This window comes from Draconibacterium mangrovi (genome assembly GCF_010586825.1).
GTDB lineage: Bacteria > Bacteroidota > Bacteroidia > Bacteroidales > Prolixibacteraceae > Draconibacterium > Draconibacterium mangrovi.
The window spans coordinates 80,074-97,957 of record NZ_JAAAGB010000007.1 but is presented as its reverse complement, the minus strand read 5'-3'; the positions used below and the strand labels follow the sequence as shown (position 1 = coordinate 97,957).

General features: G+C 39.7%; 13 protein-coding genes. 4 read left to right on the top strand and 9 right to left on the bottom strand.

The annotated features are described in order from the left end of the window. Positions 1 to 42: 42 nt before the first annotated feature. The 4 genes from G4420_RS16920 to G4420_RS16905 all read right to left on the bottom strand — a co-directional run bounded on the left by G4420_RS16920 (position 43) and on the right by G4420_RS16905 (position 4,622). Positions 43 to 1,953: a SpoIIE family protein phosphatase gene (locus tag G4420_RS16920; protein ID WP_163325121.1), complete on the bottom strand. Its 1,911-nt coding sequence runs from the start codon at positions 1,951 to 1,953 to the stop codon at positions 43 to 45. Positions 1,954 to 2,004: 51 nt separating this feature from the next. Next, on the bottom strand, positions 2,005 to 2,874 hold the full coding sequence (locus G4420_RS16915; protein WP_163325120.1) for a PfkB family carbohydrate kinase: 870 nt from the start codon (positions 2,872 to 2,874) through the stop codon (positions 2,005 to 2,007). 63 nt (positions 2,875 to 2,937) lie between these two features. Next, positions 2,938 to 3,684 (bottom strand): 3-oxoacyl-[acyl-carrier-protein] reductase, encoded by a 747-nt coding sequence (gene fabG, locus G4420_RS16910; protein ID WP_163325119.1) that lies wholly within the window; start codon positions 3,682 to 3,684, stop codon positions 2,938 to 2,940. Between the two features lie 200 nt (positions 3,685 to 3,884). After that, positions 3,885 to 4,622, bottom strand: coding sequence for an SIR2 family NAD-dependent protein deacylase (locus tag G4420_RS16905; protein ID WP_163325118.1), 738 nt, complete (start codon positions 4,620 to 4,622; stop codon positions 3,885 to 3,887). Between the two features lie 111 nt (positions 4,623 to 4,733). Here G4420_RS16905 and G4420_RS16900 point away from each other — a divergent pair, with 111 nt between their 5' ends. Both G4420_RS16900 and mnmE read left to right on the top strand, forming a co-directional pair. Beyond that, the gene (locus G4420_RS16900; RefSeq protein ID WP_163325117.1) at positions 4,734 to 5,543 is read left to right on the top strand and encodes a DUF4422 domain-containing protein; all 810 of its coding nucleotides are present in this window, start codon (positions 4,734 to 4,736) and stop codon (positions 5,541 to 5,543) included. A 5-nt stretch (positions 5,544 to 5,548) separates the two neighbouring features. Continuing rightward, a complete protein-coding gene (mnmE, locus tag G4420_RS16895; RefSeq protein ID WP_163325116.1) occupies positions 5,549 to 6,946 on the top strand; it encodes a tRNA uridine-5-carboxymethylaminomethyl(34) synthesis GTPase MnmE in 1,398 nt (465 codons plus the stop codon). A gap of 91 nt (positions 6,947 to 7,037) precedes the next feature. Here mnmE and G4420_RS16890 read toward each other — a convergent pair whose 3' ends face one another. Together G4420_RS16890 and G4420_RS16885 are read right to left on the bottom strand one after the other, a co-directional pair. After that, complete coding sequence (locus G4420_RS16890; protein ID WP_163325115.1) at positions 7,038 to 8,438, bottom strand: Gfo/Idh/MocA family protein; 1,401 nt, start codon at positions 8,436 to 8,438, stop codon at positions 7,038 to 7,040. A gap of 269 nt (positions 8,439 to 8,707) precedes the next feature. After that, positions 8,708 to 10,885: a DUF349 domain-containing protein gene (locus tag G4420_RS16885; RefSeq protein ID WP_163325114.1), complete on the bottom strand. Its 2,178-nt coding sequence runs from the start codon at positions 10,883 to 10,885 to the stop codon at positions 8,708 to 8,710. Between the two features lie 416 nt (positions 10,886 to 11,301). Between G4420_RS16885 and G4420_RS16880 the strand changes: the two genes are divergently transcribed. Further along, the gene (locus G4420_RS16880; RefSeq protein ID WP_317165263.1) at positions 11,302 to 11,739 is read left to right on the top strand and encodes an arsenate reductase/protein-tyrosine-phosphatase family protein; all 438 of its coding nucleotides are present in this window, start codon (positions 11,302 to 11,304) and stop codon (positions 11,737 to 11,739) included. Positions 11,740 to 11,754: 15 nt separating this feature from the next. Here G4420_RS16880 and G4420_RS16875 read toward each other — a convergent pair whose 3' ends face one another. Next, positions 11,755 to 13,146, bottom strand: coding sequence for an aminopeptidase P family protein (locus G4420_RS16875; RefSeq protein WP_163325112.1), 1,392 nt, complete (start codon positions 13,144 to 13,146; stop codon positions 11,755 to 11,757). Between the two features lie 298 nt (positions 13,147 to 13,444). Here G4420_RS16875 and G4420_RS16870 point away from each other — a divergent pair, with 298 nt between their 5' ends. Next, entirely contained in the window at positions 13,445 to 14,167 is a 723-nt protein-coding gene (locus tag G4420_RS16870) for a cytidylate kinase-like family protein (protein ID WP_163325111.1), read from the top strand. Positions 14,168 to 14,404: 237 nt separating this feature from the next. Here the strand turns inward: G4420_RS16870 and G4420_RS16865 are convergent, their stop codons facing one another. Then, positions 14,405 to 15,868 (bottom strand): DUF1080 domain-containing protein, encoded by a 1,464-nt coding sequence (locus G4420_RS16865; protein WP_163325110.1) that lies wholly within the window; start codon positions 15,866 to 15,868, stop codon positions 14,405 to 14,407. Positions 15,869 to 15,990: 122 nt separating this feature from the next. Further along, on the bottom strand, positions 15,991 to 17,550 hold the full coding sequence (locus G4420_RS16860) for a M81 family metallopeptidase (RefSeq protein ID WP_163325109.1): 1,560 nt from the start codon (positions 17,548 to 17,550) through the stop codon (positions 15,991 to 15,993). Positions 17,551 to 17,884: the final 334 nt, after the last annotated feature.

Sequence of the window (17,884 nt, the reverse complement as noted above, 5' to 3'; positions counted from 1 at the left end):
ATAGAATATTATATTTGAAAAGGAGGTGAAAACCTCCTTTTTTTATGCCTTGTAATTAAAGATTAGCATGGTAATATCATCGGCTTGTTGCGCATGTCCCATATAAATCTTGAAACTCTTTTCAAAACGTTCAATCATTTCTTTTGGGCTTTGTCCGGTAAGTGATTTCAGATTCTCAACAAGTTGATGATTACTGTACTGAACATTGTTTTCGTTTAGCATTTCGGTAACCCCATCGGTGTATAAAACAAGCGTATCTTGCTTGTTCAGTTGAATTTTAGCCGAACCATAAGATTTGTCAGGATAAAGTCCTAATGGCAGTCCATGCGATTGAGCTAATTCTTTAACTTTCCCGTTATAAGTCAAAACATAGCCCGGAGTATGAGCTGCGTTACAGTATTCTAAAATACCGGTTTTTACATTCAGAACACCCAAAAACAATGTTAAAAAAAACTGATGTTGGTTGCTTGTGCACAACTCTTTATTTACCTGTTCTACAATTTTGTTTGCTTTAGGTACCAATGCATTTGTTTTGATTGTTGTTTGTGCAACACTCATAAAAAAAGCTGCAGGCACCCCTTTCCCTGAAACATCTCCCATGGATAAAACCAGGTGTTCGTCATCAATAAAGAAATAATCGAAAAGGTCGCCACTAACTCCTTTGGCTGGTTGGTAAGTGGAATACAGATCAATATCACTGCGGCCAGGGAAAGCCGGATAGATTGTTTTAATAAAACTTTGTTGAATTTCGGAAGCCTGATTCATATCTTCCTGTCGCCGTTGTTTTTTCTTTTGTTCATCAGATTGTGTTTGCAGGTATTTTTCATACCACGATTTCATGTAATTCAAACTCTCGGCAACCTGAATAATTTCATTTTCGGGAATATCTTTATACGGACCAGTTAAATTGCTAAAACGTTTTAACTGATTGGTAACCAAACTTAGTGGTTTTATCTGCCGGTTAATAATGTATGTAACAGTTAAGTAAATGATGAGAATCCCTAAAACAGAGAAAAATAGCATCTGAAGCACCGGTAAGTACAAGGGTTCGAATAATTCTTTATATGGTAATACCGAGACCAAAATCCAGCCATTTTGCGGGATCGGCACATAATAAACCAGGGCTTTTTCATAATTAAATAACTCGGGATAAGCAATTAAAGTACCCGGCTTAGTTTCTGCAAGCACCTGATCGTTTGTGGCCCTTACATCTGTGCGCAGAACTTTTTCATTAATATCGTAAATGCTGCGGTTAAGTATCCACTCGTTAACAGGATGTGTGATATAAACGCCGTCGTTCGACATCAGAAAGGCAAAACCTCCTTTTCCTATTTTTAAACTGTTCACTTGCTTGTTCAACTCATTTAACGACAACTCGCAAATTACTTCTCCAACTCGTTTTTTTTGTCCCGAGGGAGTTTCGATCCTAATAGGTGAACAGTAAGCTGCAACAACAATATTATTTCGTTCGCACAAATAGGGCTCCGACCAACCTTCATCTTTTTGTTTAATCAGTTTCTGAAACTGTACCTGCTCATTTGCACACGACGAAATATTACTACTTCCCCGTTGTATTATTGTGGAATCACCATCTCTGTATGTAAAATAACTCCAATACGGCAAGTTGGTAACCGTTGAATCAATCTTCACATAAATGGCATTAATAAACGGATATTTGATGACCAGGCTTTGAATAAACAAATCGGCATGATCTTGCTGACCGTAAAAAATAACCTGATCAGCAATATTTCCGGCAACCTCCGAAGTAGTAACAATGTATCGCTGCACCTGACTGGTTACATGTGTACTTTGCGACATCGCCTTATTCTTTACACTTTCTTTTATAAGTGTTTGATTGAAGATAAAAAATATACCAATAAAAGCAATAAATACCCCTATTACAGCCAGGGAAATATAAACACTCAACCGATATGCAATTGATTTATTTAACATTATTCTTTTATTGTTCCCGATTAAAACAATTTACGGATTATTTTTCAGATGTCAGGCATTATGATTAAAATTTAACCATTTCCGAGTTCCCTTAAAACCGCAGGTAAACGAAGCTAATAAGGCTGCTTTTATCATAGCTTTTTCGAAATCAGTGCTTTCAAGAAAATAGTAGCAAAAAGCACCATGAAGAAAATCTCCTGCACCAAGCGTATCTTTTACCTCTACTTTTGGTACAGCAACAGTCCCCTTTTTTTCTTTTGATAAAAATTCAATTTCGGATCCACCATTTGAAATAGCCACCGAATTTACGTTTTTAGCTGTCATAAATTCAAAGAGGTCTTTCCGGTTTTCACATTTCGGTGGCATAAAATCGGCTGAGCATATGGCAACATCAATATAATTTAACAGCTCGTCAAACTGTGGTTTCCAGCTTCCACAATCAGAAACGACAGGTATTCCCCGCTCTTTACAAATTTCAACACATTCAAGACTGAATTCAGGGTAAAAACCATCGATAAGAAGAATCTGTGGTTCTACCAGATCGATCAGTTTTTGGGGCGAAATCGTACTCTTAACTTCTTTTGGATTATGTGTTACAATAGTTCGGTCGCCATTTTTCGATGTTAACACGGTGGCCAATATAGTTTCAAAATCCTGGCCGTAAGCCAAATCAAAATGATCTACTCCAACACTGTTTAGATCCTGATCGATAAATGAGGAAAAGGCATTGAGACCGGCAGGACTGGCAAGCGTTGCTGTTTTATTCAGATATGCGAACGCAACGGCTGCATTGGTAGCCGGGCCACCAACTAAAATATCCGGATTACCGGTTTTAATTTTAGTATTGGCAATCGGAATATCATCTATAAAATACTGAATATCAATTGTAGTAAGTCCTACGAATAAGGCTCTGTGTTTCATCAACACAAATAAACAAAAAAAAGCTGCCCTTTCAGACAGCTTTTCATTATTTTATAACGTTTTTTAAGTGTTCATTGCACCACAAACAGTAATAACCTGTCCGCTTACATACGATGAGAGATCGGATGCAAGGAATGTAGCAACACCTGCAACCTCTTCCGGTGTTCCACCTCTTTTTAGCGGAATTGAGGCTTCCCATGCTTTACGTGCATCTTCCGGGATTTTACCGGTCATTTCAGTAATAATAAAACCAGGAGCGATAGCATTTGAGCGAACACCACGAGAACCCAGTTCGCGCGCTATCGACTTGGTGAAACCAATAATACCCGCTTTGGATGCCGAGTAGTTCGACTGACCTGCATTTCCGCTAACACCAACAACCGAACTTAGGTTGATAATTGAACCGGAACGTTGTTTTAGCATCGTGCGCTGAGCTGCTTTTGTAAAGTTAAACACTGATTTCAGGTTAACGTTAATTACTGCATCCCACTGGTCTTCAGTCATTCGCATTAACAAAGTATCTTTTGTTATACCTGCGTTATTTACCAATACATCGATACGGCCAAATTCTTTAACAATTTCGTTTACAACCCGGTCGGTATCTTCAAAATTACTTGCATCAGAAGCAAATCCTTTGGCTTTTACGCCATAAGTTTTTAATTCCTCTTCCGTGGCTTTCATATTGTCATCTTCAAAAAGATCGGTAAAGGCAACATCGCACCCTTCCTGTGCATACTTTACAGCAATTGCTTTACCAATACCGCGAGAAGCGCCGGTAATAATCGCTGTTTTTCCTTCAAGTAATTTCATTCGTTTATAATTTTAATTAAAATGGTAACAATTTAGCCTGATCAAGAAACCCTCGGCTAAAACCAAAGTTACCCTATTTGTTTTCGTAGCGCAAATATAAATTTTCTTCAAGTTATACGGAAAATGAACTGTAGATTAATCGTTTTCCGGGACAAGTATCTTTCTGTTAACAATAAACTTCAAACATTTGGTTGAAAAGTTCAAAATAGCAATTCACCCAACTGCCTTAAAACTTCGGTGGCTTTTCCTTTTAAGTAAATATCGGTTATTGACGAGGTGAAAATGGTTTCCTCCGGATTGATCTCGATAATTGTAGCACCTGCCTGTTTCGCAGTACGTGGCACATACGAGGCCGGTGTTACTTCGCCGGTTGATCCAACTATAATGCAGACCTCGGCCTTCTCGGCCGCTGCGAACGAATCGGCGTATGCATCGGGCGGAATTCCTTCGCCAAAAAATATAAAATTGGGCTTTAGCACTTCTCCATCATGTACACATTTTGGTGGAATATTTTCAAAATCAATATCTCCGGCATCATAAACTTTTCCGCACTTTAAGCACTTTAGCTTTTTTGAATTGCCATGAAATTCATAAACTGTTTCACTTCCGGCTTCGTAATGCAGGTTGTCGATATTCTGGGTAACAACCGCTTTTAACAGCTTGTTACTTTCCATTTTTGCAAGTATACGGTGCGCATCGTTGGGCTTTGCATTAGCAAAAAAATCATAAAATATCTCACGTATATAAGTCCAGCAGTGTTCTGAGTTATTCAGAAAGTAGCCCAAATCTAATACCTGTGGATCGTATTTGTTCCAAAGTCCGTGCTCTCCGCGAAACGGCGGAATTCCACTCTCAACCGAAATTCCGGCACCGGTAAATGCAAATGTAAAATTTGATTCTCTTATCAGCTTTGCTGATTCTTTTAATAATATGCTCATGTATCCCGTATTGAATTTATTAAATGATGTCAGACATGAAAATAAGAAAAAAAGGGCACGTTTGGTTTATTACAATTCAAAGATTAGTTTTGTGTTTTTCTGAATGAAAGCATGGATCCACAAAAGAAAATTCGTATATATTCCTTTTTTTATAAACCCATCAAAGTCAACTTTCTGAACGACCTATATATTCCAGTTTGGGCAGGAAAAAATAACAGAAACGAAGTTGACGGTTTTTGCGGCGATGACAGCGGCGATCACATTTCTGCTAAAAATAATAACTATAGTGAGCTGACGGGCCTTTACTGGGTTTGGAAAAATACACAAACCGAAATTGTTGGAAGTTGCCATTATCGCAGGTACTTTACAATTGCCAAAGAGCCATTAGCCTATCGAATAAAACGTTTACTTTATTTTCCGGCAAATTTATGGAAGAAACGTTATGGATTAATCTACACCGCAAATACCAACTACTGGGGTAAGCACTTATTAAACGAAAATGATACACTAAAGGTTTTAGAACAATATGATGCCATATTTCCGGTAAGACGCAGATTACGTCAAAGTATAAAGCAGCATTATTCTAAATATCATAGTGCAGATGATTTAATTTTGCTTGAAAATATTTTAAAGGAAAACTCTCCTGAATTTATACCTGCTTTTAATAAGGTTTTAGATCAGAACCGGTTATTTGCCAATAATATGTTTGTACTGAAAAGAGACGATTTTGAAGAGTTGATGGAATGGCTGTTTGGTATATTATTTAAATTTGAAGACAGGGTTCCGAATGAAAAATACAAAGGTTACCAGGAACGAATTTATGGTTTTCTTTCTGAACGACTAATAACGGTTTGGGTTGAACACAAAAAACTAAAATATAAAGAACTACCTTTAATTTATTTCAAGAAATTGAAGAAATAATTAATATGCTCGATCAATCAACAATCTGCGCGATATCAACATCTCCGGGAATTGGAGCGATTGCAGTAATCCGTCTTTCAGGCAGCGATGCCATTACAATATGTGACAGGGTTTACGAAAGTCCAAAAGTTGGAAAAACACTTGCCGACCAGGCTGCAAACACTCTTCATTTTGGTAAAATAGTTTCAGCCCACGAAACCATCGATGAAGTGGTTATTGCGTTGTTTCGTGCACCACATTCGTTTACCGGCGAAGATATTATTGAAATATCCTGTCATGGATCAACGTATATTCAGCAGCGTATTTTGAATGTTTTGGTTGAAAACGGTGCGCGTTTGGCCTTGCCCGGCGAATTTACCCAACGTGCATTTCTAAATGGTAAAATGGATCTTTCGCAAGCCGAGGCCGTGGCAGATGTAATTGCATCGTCGAATGCTGCCGCCCACAAACTGGCTATGAACCAGATGCGAGGTGGATTTTCGAGAGAAATAAGTGCATTACGCGATCAGTTGTTGCATTTTACTGCCATGGTAGAACTTGAGCTGGATTTTAGTGAAGAAGACGTTGAGTTTGCCGATAGGACTGCCTTGCATAAATTAACTGAGCAAATTGAAAAGCTGTTACGGAAACTTAAAGATTCGTTTCAGCTGGGAAATGCCATTAAAAACGGAATTCCAGTTGCTATTGTTGGCGAAACCAATGTTGGAAAATCTACACTGTTAAATGCTTTGCTGAACGAAGACCGGGCTATTGTTTCTGATATTCATGGAACTACACGCGATGTTATTGAAGACGTCGTTAATATTCACGGAACTGCCTTTCGCTTTTTCGATACTGCCGGAATTCGTGAAACTGAAGACCAGATTGAAAACCTGGGAATCGAGCGAAGTTACAGCAAATTAGAGCAGGCAACGGTTGTTTTACTGGTAGTTGACACCAATAACCCCTACCCGCTTGTGGAAAGCCGCATTCAGAATATCCGTGAACGAATTGCTCCACATCAGACGCTGATTATTGTGGCTAATAAGATTGATTCAGGCCTACGCGACACCATTCAGCAAATAGAGTTAATGGAACTAACCGATAACGAAAAAGCGGTGTTTATTGCAGCCAAACAAAAGGAAAACCTTGAGGAACTCATCGCTTACATGACTCATTCTATAAATATGGAAGAAGCGGAACAACAGGATGTAATTGTTACCAACGCTCGTCATTACGAAATATTAAAGAATGCGCATGAATCAATTTTACGTGTTTTGAATGGCCTTGATATGCAAATTACCGGCGACTTCCTTGCTCAGGATATTCGCGAATGTTTACATTATCTCGCAGAAATCACCGGAGAGGTCGGAACAGAAGAAGTCTTGGGGCATATTTTTAAGAATTTCTGTATCGGAAAGTAATTAACACAGATCATTCAAAATTCTCTCATAAAAAAAGTGCATTTCGTCAATGAAATGCACTTTTTTGTATAATTTGAATTAATCAAATTAATTACCTTAACTTCATGGTATCCGGATTCCAGTGTACCGGTTTTGCCTGATAGTAGCTTTCGTTTGCAAGAAGAGCCGCACCGGCAGCACGTAAACCAAAAACAGGATCTTCAACGATTTGTTTCTGTCCGCGAACACCCTGGAAGAAATTATAGAAGTGATCGTAATGAGCACCTTTATAATCTCGTGGAGCTTCATAAGTGGTTTCGCCAAGATTCAAATCTGCTTGTCTTTCGTTGAGGTATTTCAGATGGTACTCTTCCTTAATTTTTTTTTGCATTTCTTCGGTATAAGCGATCAACGAATAGCTTTGAGGTTTCATGTTCAGTTTTGAACGGATGAGTTTTACACTGTTCGAACCGATTTCCATCTCGCCTTCAGTTCCCACTAGTCTGAAACCACCTCCGCCACCATTTCCGGCAATGAAATTCACACGGAAAGCAGCATTAAATGCGGCATGTGTATTCGTTTGCGGGAAATCGTAAAGAGTAATTGAAACATCGGGAACGTCTCGGCCGTCGTCCCAGTAACGTAATCCACCGGTTGCCTGAGCTCTGTCCGGACCATTTGAACTGATTACATAATGCAAGGTGGAAAATGCGTGTACAAACAAATCGCCGGCTACCCCGGTTCCGTAATCCTTGTAATTTCTCCAGCGGAAAAAACGTTTCAGTTCAAAAGGCACTTTGGGAGCACGTCCTAAAAAAGTATCAAAATCCACCGAATCGGGATTAGCATCCGGCGGTATCGGATATTGCCAGGCACCTTCAGCCGAATAACGGTCGTTGAACATATCAAGCATTACAATTTCGCCAATAGCACCATCTTCGTATAACTGCTTCGCCTTTTCGTTACCCAACGACGACATGCCCTGACTACCAATCTGCATTGCTTTACCTGAATCTTTCCAGGCCTGAATCAGCGGGTGACCTTCATCGAAGTTTTGCACCATGGGCTTTTCGCAATAAACAGCTTTCCCGGCCTTTAATGCCTCAGTACTGATTTTTATGTGCCAGTGATCCGGTGTGGCAATTATGACTGCATCAATATCCTCGCGGTTCAAAATTTCGCGGTAATCACGGGTTACAAAAATATCATCGCCCCACAATTCTTTTGCACGCTGCAAACGGCCGGTATATAAATCGCAGGCAGCAACCAGTTTCACGCCGGGAACCTGTAGCGCTGAAGTAGTATCATAAATTCCCTGGATTCCGGCTCCTATCAATGCCAACTGAACCTGGTCGTTGGCAGAAAACTGAGCCGATTCAAATTCACGTGTTTTCAACATAATTCGCTGACTGTAGGAATTCGCTAAAATGGTTGGGGCGGTGGAAACGAGGGCTGTTCCGAGGACCGTATTTTTGATAAACGATCGTCGGGATGAATGACTGTTACTTTTCATTACTCAGAATATTAGTATTAGTTAGTCTAAAATGCCATTCACCTGTTTTCACAGATTCAGGCTGTACTTCTTTACCAAAGTTATAAAAGATTCTGATAGAAGAAAATACTTAGAGTATTGGAAGTTATAAGCTGAATAATGATCTTTCTACACAATTATTTTAGCACATAAAATTTTTACTACGTTATTCTCGGCACCTTAAAAATAACCTCTGGAAATAAAAAAGCCGGTAAAAACCGGCTTTTAAATATTACAATATAATGTATTCTTTAGTCATTATCCATTTCATCAATAACACGGATTTTGTCTTTCAGCAATTCAATTTTTTGCTTCGTTACTTCAATTTTCTTTTTCACATCCTCAATCAACGATTCTGCATTTTTCGATTTGGCAAAAAATCCAATGTTATTATCAAGCAGCACCAGGTCGTTTTCCAGCTGCTTCATTTTGTTCATGTACTTATCGCGTTCCATGCGCATCTTGTTTTGCCCACGCGATGATTCCGAGAACGATGACATTTTATTTCTGAATTTCAACAGGTTGCGCTTTTCATCATCAAGGTTAAGATCGTCGAACAGTTTGTTAATGGCATCCCGGAACAAAACTTTAATTTCATCTTTCTTTTTAAACGGAACATGGCCAATTTCGGTCCATCTGCGTTGGAAAGTTTTAAGCGATTCCAGATTTTTTTCAACGTTGTCAACCGGTTTAAAGTTTTCAACCTCTTTAATCAGGTCTTCTTTCAATTTCAGATTATCATCCTGTTCGGTATCCACATCAGTAAAATGCACTGATTTTTTATCGAAGAAAAAGTCGCACGCAGCACGGAAACGTTTCCACAAGATATCGGAATGTTTGCGTGGCACCGGACCAATTTCCTTCCATTTTTTCTGAATATTTATAAAGTCCTGAGTTGTTTTTTTCCAATCTTCACTGTCTTTCAACGACTCTGCCTGAACGCACAAATCGGTTTTTAACTGCAGATTATTTTGTTGCTCTTCTTTGTTTTTAGAGTAAAATGAGCGCTTGGCATTAAAAAATGCATCGCAGGCAATACGGAAACGCTCGTATATCTTGTTGTTATCCTTTCGTGGTGCAAATCCAATTGTTCGCCAAACCTTTTGTAATTCAATTAGTTGCTTCGATTTTTCATCCCACTCCTTGTGATTCAAAATTTCCTCCTGAATGATCTCTTCAGCTTTTTCGCACAACGCTGTTTTGGCTTCCAGATTTTTCTTTTGATCAACTTTTCTATTCTCGAAAAATTCCTGATGCTTTTTATTGATCTTATTTGTTGCCGCTTTAAAACGTTCCCAAATATCGTCTTTTTGCTCGCGTGGCACCGGACCAATTTCGCGCCACTGTTCGTGATATTTCTGAAGGGTATTAAATGCTTTCAGAATTGATGGCTCTTCAACCAGCAACTCCTCTGCCCTTTCGCAAAGTTTGATTTTCGCTTCCAGGTTCTTCTTCAGATCCAGATCGCGCAGTTCGCGGTTGATTTTGATATAATCGTAGAAATTCTCCACATGGAAATGATAAGTATCCCACAGATTCTTCATTTTTGATTGCGGAACCAGGCCAATTTCGCGCCATTCTCGCTGAAGATCACGAAAATCATTAAAGGTTTTATTGATCGATTCTTCGTTATTGATCAATCCTTTAATCTTTTCGATTACATCATATTTTTTCTGCAGATTTTCTTCTTTTTCACTCTCCTGTTGTTTGTTGTGCTCAATACGAATATGACGGTATTGTTTTAGCAGATCTTTAATGTCTTTTTCATAAGGATCTTCTTCGGCTTTAAATTCCTCTTCAGCACCGCCATCAGCAATAAATTTCTTCTTATCGGCCTCTATATTCTCGTTCAGATTCTTATAAAACGCCGCTTTAATGGTGTCGATTTCTTCTTTTATATTGATATCATTGTCCCTTTCAAGTACGTCGCGGAGTGCATTTACAAGCTCAACCTGAGAATGTTTAGAATAATCAACCGGTTCTTTTTTTTCCGGCTTTTTTTCTTTTAAATGCTCAACTTTTTCTTCTTCACTTTCGCTTGGTTGTTCCTGCACTGTTTCTGCTGCTGCTGCAACTTCCGGTTCCGGTTGTGTTTCTTCTGCTACTTTTTCTTCAGCAGTTTCTTCGAAATCTTCAGTTGATTCAACTGTACTTTCTTCTTTCGAAATTGATTCGGGTTCCGACTCACTTTGTGGTTCTTCTGCTACTTCAGCTTTTGGCTCTTCTTTCACAATTTCTTCAACAGGTTCCACCGGCGGCTGTTCAGGTGTTTTTTCCTCGGTGGGTTCAACACTTTTTTCATTCTCAACAGTATTCGGCTCATCCGATTTTGCAGCTTCTTCCGAAGTTGGTTTAACTTCAGAATTCTCAAGGTCAGTATTCTCCGTACGCTTTAACTCTTCCGAGTTTTTTAGATCTTTAGGTTCCATTTACAGTATTTTTTTGCATCGTATTGCAACGATTTTCATGATATCATTCACCTACGAAAATAGGGAAATCCCTATTAATACTCAATTAATCAGAGAAAATAATAATTCGCGAATTTTATAGCAATTGGTTTTCAATTGGTTAGCAAATAATATTTTGTGCATTTATTGGGCTAATATCTTCTGTACGAGCTTTTTTAGCTGGATTTTGATACTTTAATTTTACATTTAACGAAAAGAGTCATATCATATTTTCAATTCACCGGCTTTGTTTTTTTTTTTTATGTTCTGAAATCATGTTTCTAAACATGGTTAAAAGTTTAATTATCAAAATATAAGGCATTTTTATTGTGATCGAATTATAGTAAATTACCTTTTTGAAATAAAAACAGACACCAACTTAAATCTAAAACAATGGGATAAGTATCTTATTCTTAAGCAACCGAAACTCATGCAGAAGCCAAATGGCAGAAGCCATACTTCGAAACTTCAAAGATGACAATCTTCACATTTATTCTGCCGGATTAGATCCTGTGGATCATGTTAGCTCGATTGCGATGGAAGTGATGGGCGAAGCAGGAATAAATTTAGAACAAAATGTGCCGCACAGTTATTCGGAATATGCCAATATGGATTTTGATTACCTGATAACGGTGGGCGAAGGAACAATTGAAGAGTTAAAAATTCCGAAAGTAAACTATAAAAGAAAATTACACTTGGGGTTTAAAAGCCCGTATAAAGGGGCAAAATCGCAGGAAGAAATTCGTGAAAGATGTTGTGCCGTGCGTGACGAGCTCTTATCCGAGATGGACTATTTTTACCACCGGATATTAAAAAAAAGGCATCCACAACTATGAATGCCTCTCTGTGATTTATCCTTGTTGAACAATCTTTTCAACTTCATCAGGTTCAATCGGAACCCGCTCTCCTATTATTTCGCTACCTGTTTCGGTAACCAAAATATCATCTTCCAGTCGTATTCCGCCAAAATTGCGATATTCATTCACTTTATCAAAGTTTATAAAATCTTTGTTTATGCCTTCGGCCTGCCATTTATCAATTAGCGCCGGAATAAAATAACAGCCCGGTTCGTTGGTGATTACAAAGCCCGGTTTCAGACGTTTCCCCAAACGCAAAGCTGCTGTTCCAAACTGATCGACCGGTCTGATTTCATCATCATAGCCCACATAAATTTGTCCCAGATCTTCCATATCGTGAACATCCAATCCCATCATGTGTCCCAAACCGTGTGGGAAAAACAGAGCGTGAGCTCCGGCGGCCACTGCTTCTTTTACATCGCCTTTTATCAGCCCCAGCTCTTTTAATCCGCCGGCAATTACCTCGGCTGTAGCTAAATGAACCGATAAATAAGTTACACCCGGTTTGGTAAGTTCGGTAGCCTTATTGTTGGCCGCCAAAACCACCTCATAAATCTCACGCTGTTTATTAGAAAATTTTCCGCCAACCGGAGTAGTACGCGTAAAATCGGATGCATAATGAAGCAATGATTCAGCACCGGCATCGCATAACATCAATCGGCCTTTTTCAAGAATTTGCGAATGATCGTGGTTGTGTAATGTTTCGCCGTTTTGCGAAAGAATAATTGGAAATGAAGCCATTCCGCCACCGGCAAATGAAATTCCTTCCATAGTTCCTGCAATTTTTTGCTCCCAGGTTCCGGGTTGTGCCATGCGCATTGCCGCTACATGCATCTGATAACCAGTTGCACAGGCGTTTTTAATTTCTTCCACTTCCTGCGCTTCCTTAATTTCCCGAATTGAAATAATGGCTTTAATAAACTCCAGCGATGCATAATTTTGAACCGACAATGAAGAAATACCCGTTAGTTTCTCCAGCAGAATCTTGTTTTCGCCACGGTAAGCTGGTAGCAAATGTACTTTACGGTTTGAATCCATCGCCTTTTTAACAACATCAAAAAGTTTTGCAAATGGCGCAGTTTGTGTAATTCCCACTTTGGCGGCATTATCTTTTAAAGGAACCTGTGGCCCCATCCAAATAATGTCGTCAATCTCAACATCGTCTCCAAAAATGTATTCGTCGCCACTTTCAAAGTCAATTACTCCGGCCAGCCCGGAAAAATCAAGGCCGAAGAAATACAGGAAAGAACTATCCTGACGAAAATGATAAGTATTATCCAAACAGTTCATTGGCGACTCGCCATTTCCGAGGAATAATCCGATACCTTTTAAGCCTTTGGATTTAAATTTATTTCTACGATCGATGTAAGTATTTTTGTCAAACATATTGTGCAGTTTTATAAAAATTTCACGAAGATACTGTTTCTGTAATTATTTAGAATGTAATAAGATTTAATAGAAGTTAAAGATAGCGCTTCGTGTTCAGAATTGAACTGACTGTTGTCACCACCAAAAACAACAACCAATCAAAACCCAGACATTCTGATAGTTATAATTGGCACAAATGCGGTTAATATTCATAAAAATTGAAAGTGCAGTATAATCTCACACCAAAATCATAGACAAAAACATAACATGATTACCAGAATTAGCGTAATCAAGAGTGTAACAAAGCTTGGAAATTATGGGAAATTCATTGATGAACTATCTGAACAGTCGCCTGAAAGAGGCAAAAGCTCGTGAATATGGCAACATGAGTGAAGCAGGACCTGTGATAACCATATCACGCGAAGTGGGTTGTAATGGTCTGGTTTTGGCACGGCTAATAGCTGAACGACTCAATAAAAAACTCGCAAAAGGCTCGTGGAATGTACTGAGTAAGGAAATATTTTACGAAAGCGCCAAGGAGTTGGATCTGGATCCGGAGATGGTACGGCAAACCTTTAAAAAGACCGACCGCTATGTTTTTGAAGAGATTTTAAAAGCCTTTCGTGATAAGCGCTACAAAAGTGAAGAGCGGATTATAAAAACGGTTAAAGAAGTGGTTCGAACGCTTGCAATTGAAGGACATTGTATAATTGTGGGACGCGCCAGCCATATTATTGCCAGCGATATTAAAAATGCCTTACACATCAGGTTAACGGCACCGCTTGGGTACCGGATAAATACCATTATGACGAATAATAAACTCAACCGGAACGAGGCGATTGCTTTTATCGAAAACGTTGAAAAAGAACGGGCAGCATTTCGCAAAGCCTTAAAAGAAAGCAGCCTTCATGAGGAATTTTTTGATTTTACAATTAACCGCGGATCATTTACGAATGAACAGGCAGTTGACCTGATTGAATTTGCGGTAGAGAAAAAAGGTATTTTGAATGAATTCAGCCCAAGGATAGAGTTTCATTGACCGATAGTTATTTCCCATAAAAAACGGGTAAGATCTATTTGTTCTTACCCGTTTTTTTCTAAAAGTCCAATAAAAATTAGTAACAAAATCTGCTTCAAAATTTATTGACTCACCCTGATTGTGCCTTCGACACAATCGTCCCTCTCTTCTTGAAGAGAGGGAATGAGGGAGAGTTCGCTGAAAGTTTGCACTTTTTTCATCACTGTTAGTGATTCATGGGAATCATAATTTATTAATTTATCCCGTAATTTTATCGGGTAATCCTTTTACGTTTACCGGTTTTTCAGCATCGGGTTTGGGCTCAAACATATCGTTTGGCGTTAATTCGCACTCTTCCAGCATTTGAAGACAATACTCCAACTCGCCAAGGTTTTTGGTTACGTTATTTGTCCCGAAGGAGAATTTTATACCGGCTTCTTTGGCCATTTTTATCATTTCTGCATTTGGTGTTTTATAACGGGCATTTATTTCCAAGGCAATTCCGTTATCAGCCAATACTTTTACCACACGTTGCATGCGCTCTTTTGTCCAAAGCTGTTCGTATTCCGGCATCAATTCATTGGGCAAAACTGTTGGATTCACATAAATATCAACCGGCTCCTGCGAGAAGATGGCTTCAATTTTTTCAACCAGGTCATCCATAAACTGCTGCTTATCGTCCACCCACACTTCTTCGGGTATCCAAATACGGTTGCGTCGTCCCTTTCTATCGGTAAAAGTCATGGCATCGGTAAAAATATAATCGAATTTAGCCACCGCTTCCTCCGAGAATAGCGTGATCCATTCGCGTCCTTCAGCCTGCATACCTTTATATGTTGGGCTCCCTTTTACTTCATCCATGTACGCATACAACGATTCATCGTCGGTTACCGGGAAATGAAGGCCACAATTTGGTGCCACACCATAGTTAATTCCCAAACGTTGCGAATTCTCCACCAAATCGTCGAGCGTTAAACCGCCTTTTAAGTGTACGTGGTAATCTACCAACGGAAAACCGGCAAACATCAGTTTGGTAACTTTTGCATCCCACTCTTTTTCCACTTCAGGTATTGCCGGCTCTGCTTCAGGAAGTGCTTTTACCCGGATATTTCGGTAATAAGTTGTGCTGCCCGGATCATGAGCCTGCAAAGCAAATGTTCCATGGCTCAGTTTGGTATTTTCGCCACCATTCCATCTCCAAGGGTTTTCAGGCTCGATGTATTCATTCACCTTAACATCATTCACAAAAACTTCTACAACATTTTCTACCACTTTAATGCGTATGGTAAACCACTCGTTATCTCCGGCCAACGGATAATAAACGTTACGCACATTGTATATACTTCCGGTTTTTCGTCGCTCGGGAAATTTAACAGAGCCACGATACGAATTATTCACCTGAATTTCGTAGCCTTTTGACGGCCATCCTTCTTCCTGATATTCGGTATGAATAAATACGCCCGAATTTGAATGTTCCTGCGCATTTATTTCGGCTTCAAATTCAAAGTTTTTAAAATCGCCTTCATAAAACAGGTGCGACCGTTCTCCGGCACATTTTATCATTCCATCTTCAACGCTAATACTTTCAGGATTTTCGCCGGCTTTTTTCCAGCCATCCAGTGTTTCGCCATCAAAAATGGTTTGCCACTCTCCCACCGGAACTTTATTCAGGCAAGCGGTAAAAACGAATAAAATAATTAGAGGGAAAAATAACTTTCTCATGTTTATTGGTTTAGATTATTATTGGATTTTAAAACTAAAGAAAAAATCGTTAGCAGAATAACGATTGACAATTTGTTTTAAAAATAAAGGCGCTTGCACCATTTGCACAAACGCCTTTATTTTTACTCGTCAGCCAGTGGAATCAGTCGTGCTGAAAGATCAGGATCGGCCATGTCCTTATCAAGCGGGAACATTGGGCGATGAATACGTTTGTACCCCAGTCGTTCCAAATCCTGATCAACGCCACCGGGAGTAAGTGCCATTAACCAACCGGCGCGCATATTGTAAAGCTCCGGAACCAGGTAACCAATTTTAACAACAACAATATCCGCTTCTCGCGGATACAGGCTCAAATCAGTAAAATCAGTTTCGTGGTGATAGGGCTTCCGTTTTTTAGTCACAATAATATCAACACTGCCAACATTAATAACCACTTCGGTTTCGGCATAACGATCGCCCTCTTTAATGGCTTCTACACGGCCCGTTAGTTCAAGTGGTCCGCAATAACGATCATCAACTTCGGCACCAACCATGCCGGTAACAGTTTCGCCAACACCGGCTTCAACAGCTTTGGTCACAAGGTCCGGTCCGGGAATTGATGCATAAATTAACGATGGTCCGTTTTCCTTTTTGAATTCTTTCCGATTCAGGATTTCGTTTAATGTCCAGGTAACGTCTCCGGCACCACCGGCAGTAGGATTATCGCCCATATCGCTGATGATAAATGGTTTTTCTTTAAAGGCAATTGCCCTGTCGAGACATTCATCCAGTGTAGCTACCGGAGCCACAAATTCAAACTGTTCGCGCACATCCCAAAAGGCCTGCGCCAGTTCTTCGGCCGATTTTGTTACAGCCTCTTCATCGTCGCCATACGCCATAACCACCGCACGATTGCGGGGCTCGTCGGCCCATGCGTAGCCCACCCAGATAGCTGCGTCAATTACACCTTCGCGCGCTGCTGCCGGGGCAACTTTAGCATAAAGGCTTTTGCCCGGTTCGATTCGGGTACTTGTCTTTTCTCCTGGTAATAATATCGGTACCGGAATCCAGGCTTTGTATTTTGGTTTGCCCAAACCGCTCTCCAAACGGTCGAGCAAATTGGTTAAAGCACGTTTTTTCGAGTCAATAGCATCTTCGTGCGGTGCCATGCGGTAACAGGTGATCATATCGCTATAATGTGCCAGTCGCTCCGTTACATTTCCGTGCAAATCCATCGATGTAGAAATAAGCACATCATCGCCGATTATTTTACGAATACGTTCGATAAAATCGCCTTCCGGATCATCCAACCCAACCACACTCATTGCGCCGTGAATATCAAAAAACAATCCATCATAAGGCATATTTTCCTTTAAACGGTCAAGCGTTTCACCAACCAGCGTTTCGTATGCCTCGCGGGTTACAATTCCTCCGGGCAGCGCATGACCACGCAAAGTAGGGAACCACTCGGCCCGCTGACGCGTAGCTGCCGTATCGTCCATAAACGGATAATAACTGAATATCTCGTCTCCGCGGCGTGCATGAAAGGCCTCAATACCCGACTGTGCAGGCGAAAAGGTGCTCGATTCAATGGCCAAACCGGCAATGGCAACACGCGGAAGTTTGTTCTCCTTTTTTTTCTCTTTGCAGCCAAAAGTAAACATCATGGCGGCAATCAATAATCCGAAAAGAATTCGTCTCATATCTTTCTAAAATTTTTAAATAACAATGCAATAAAAGCAAATTTACGCAGAATTGCAGGAAAGCGAATGAGATTATTCAGAATTTTTAGGAAGCAGGTTTTTCGGGAGAATCAGAAACCTGCTCAATTATATTTTTTGTAGTTTACTTTTCTATTTTGAATTTGTCTATTTTTACTGCATCTATTTGTAATAAATGAAAACAGACATCAAAATACAATCGAACAAAACGGCAAATGACGACCGGAAAAAGATGCTCCTGTTTTTGTACATATTTTCCGAACTATAAAATTTTCATTTCATACCGCCCCCATATTTTAATTCAATAACTATTCAT

Bases quoted from the DNA above. Each gene is read 5' to 3' on its own strand.
- G4420_RS16865 (WP_163325110.1), bottom strand. From the start codon at position 15,868: ATGAGAAAGTTATTTTTCCCTCTAATTATTTTATTCGTTTTTACCGCT.
- G4420_RS16920 (WP_163325121.1), bottom strand. From the start codon at position 1,953: ATGTTAAATAAATCAATTGCATATCGGTTGAGTGTTTATATTTCCCTG.
- G4420_RS16875 (WP_163325112.1), bottom strand. From the start codon at position 13,146: ATGTTTGACAAAAATACTTACATCGATCGTAGAAATAAATTTAAATCC.
- fabG (WP_163325119.1), bottom strand. From the start codon at position 3,684: ATGAAATTACTTGAAGGAAAAACAGCGATTATTACCGGCGCTTCTCGC.
- G4420_RS16900 (WP_163325117.1), top strand. From the start codon at position 4,734: ATGGATCCACAAAAGAAAATTCGTATATATTCCTTTTTTTATAAACCC.
- G4420_RS16890 (WP_163325115.1), bottom strand. From the start codon at position 8,438: ATGAAAAGTAACAGTCATTCATCCCGACGATCGTTTATCAAAAATACG.
- G4420_RS16860 (WP_163325109.1), bottom strand. From the start codon at position 17,550: ATGAGACGAATTCTTTTCGGATTATTGATTGCCGCCATGATGTTTACT.
- G4420_RS16870 (WP_163325111.1), top strand. From the start codon at position 13,445: ATGGGAAATTCATTGATGAACTATCTGAACAGTCGCCTGAAAGAGGCA.
- mnmE (WP_163325116.1), top strand. From the start codon at position 5,549: ATGCTCGATCAATCAACAATCTGCGCGATATCAACATCTCCGGGAATT.
- G4420_RS16915 (WP_163325120.1), bottom strand. From the start codon at position 2,874: ATGAAACACAGAGCCTTATTCGTAGGACTTACTACAATTGATATTCAG.
- G4420_RS16905 (WP_163325118.1), bottom strand. From the start codon at position 4,622: ATGAGCATATTATTAAAAGAATCAGCAAAGCTGATAAGAGAATCAAAT.
- G4420_RS16885 (WP_163325114.1), bottom strand. From the start codon at position 10,885: ATGGAACCTAAAGATCTAAAAAACTCGGAAGAGTTAAAGCGTACGGAG.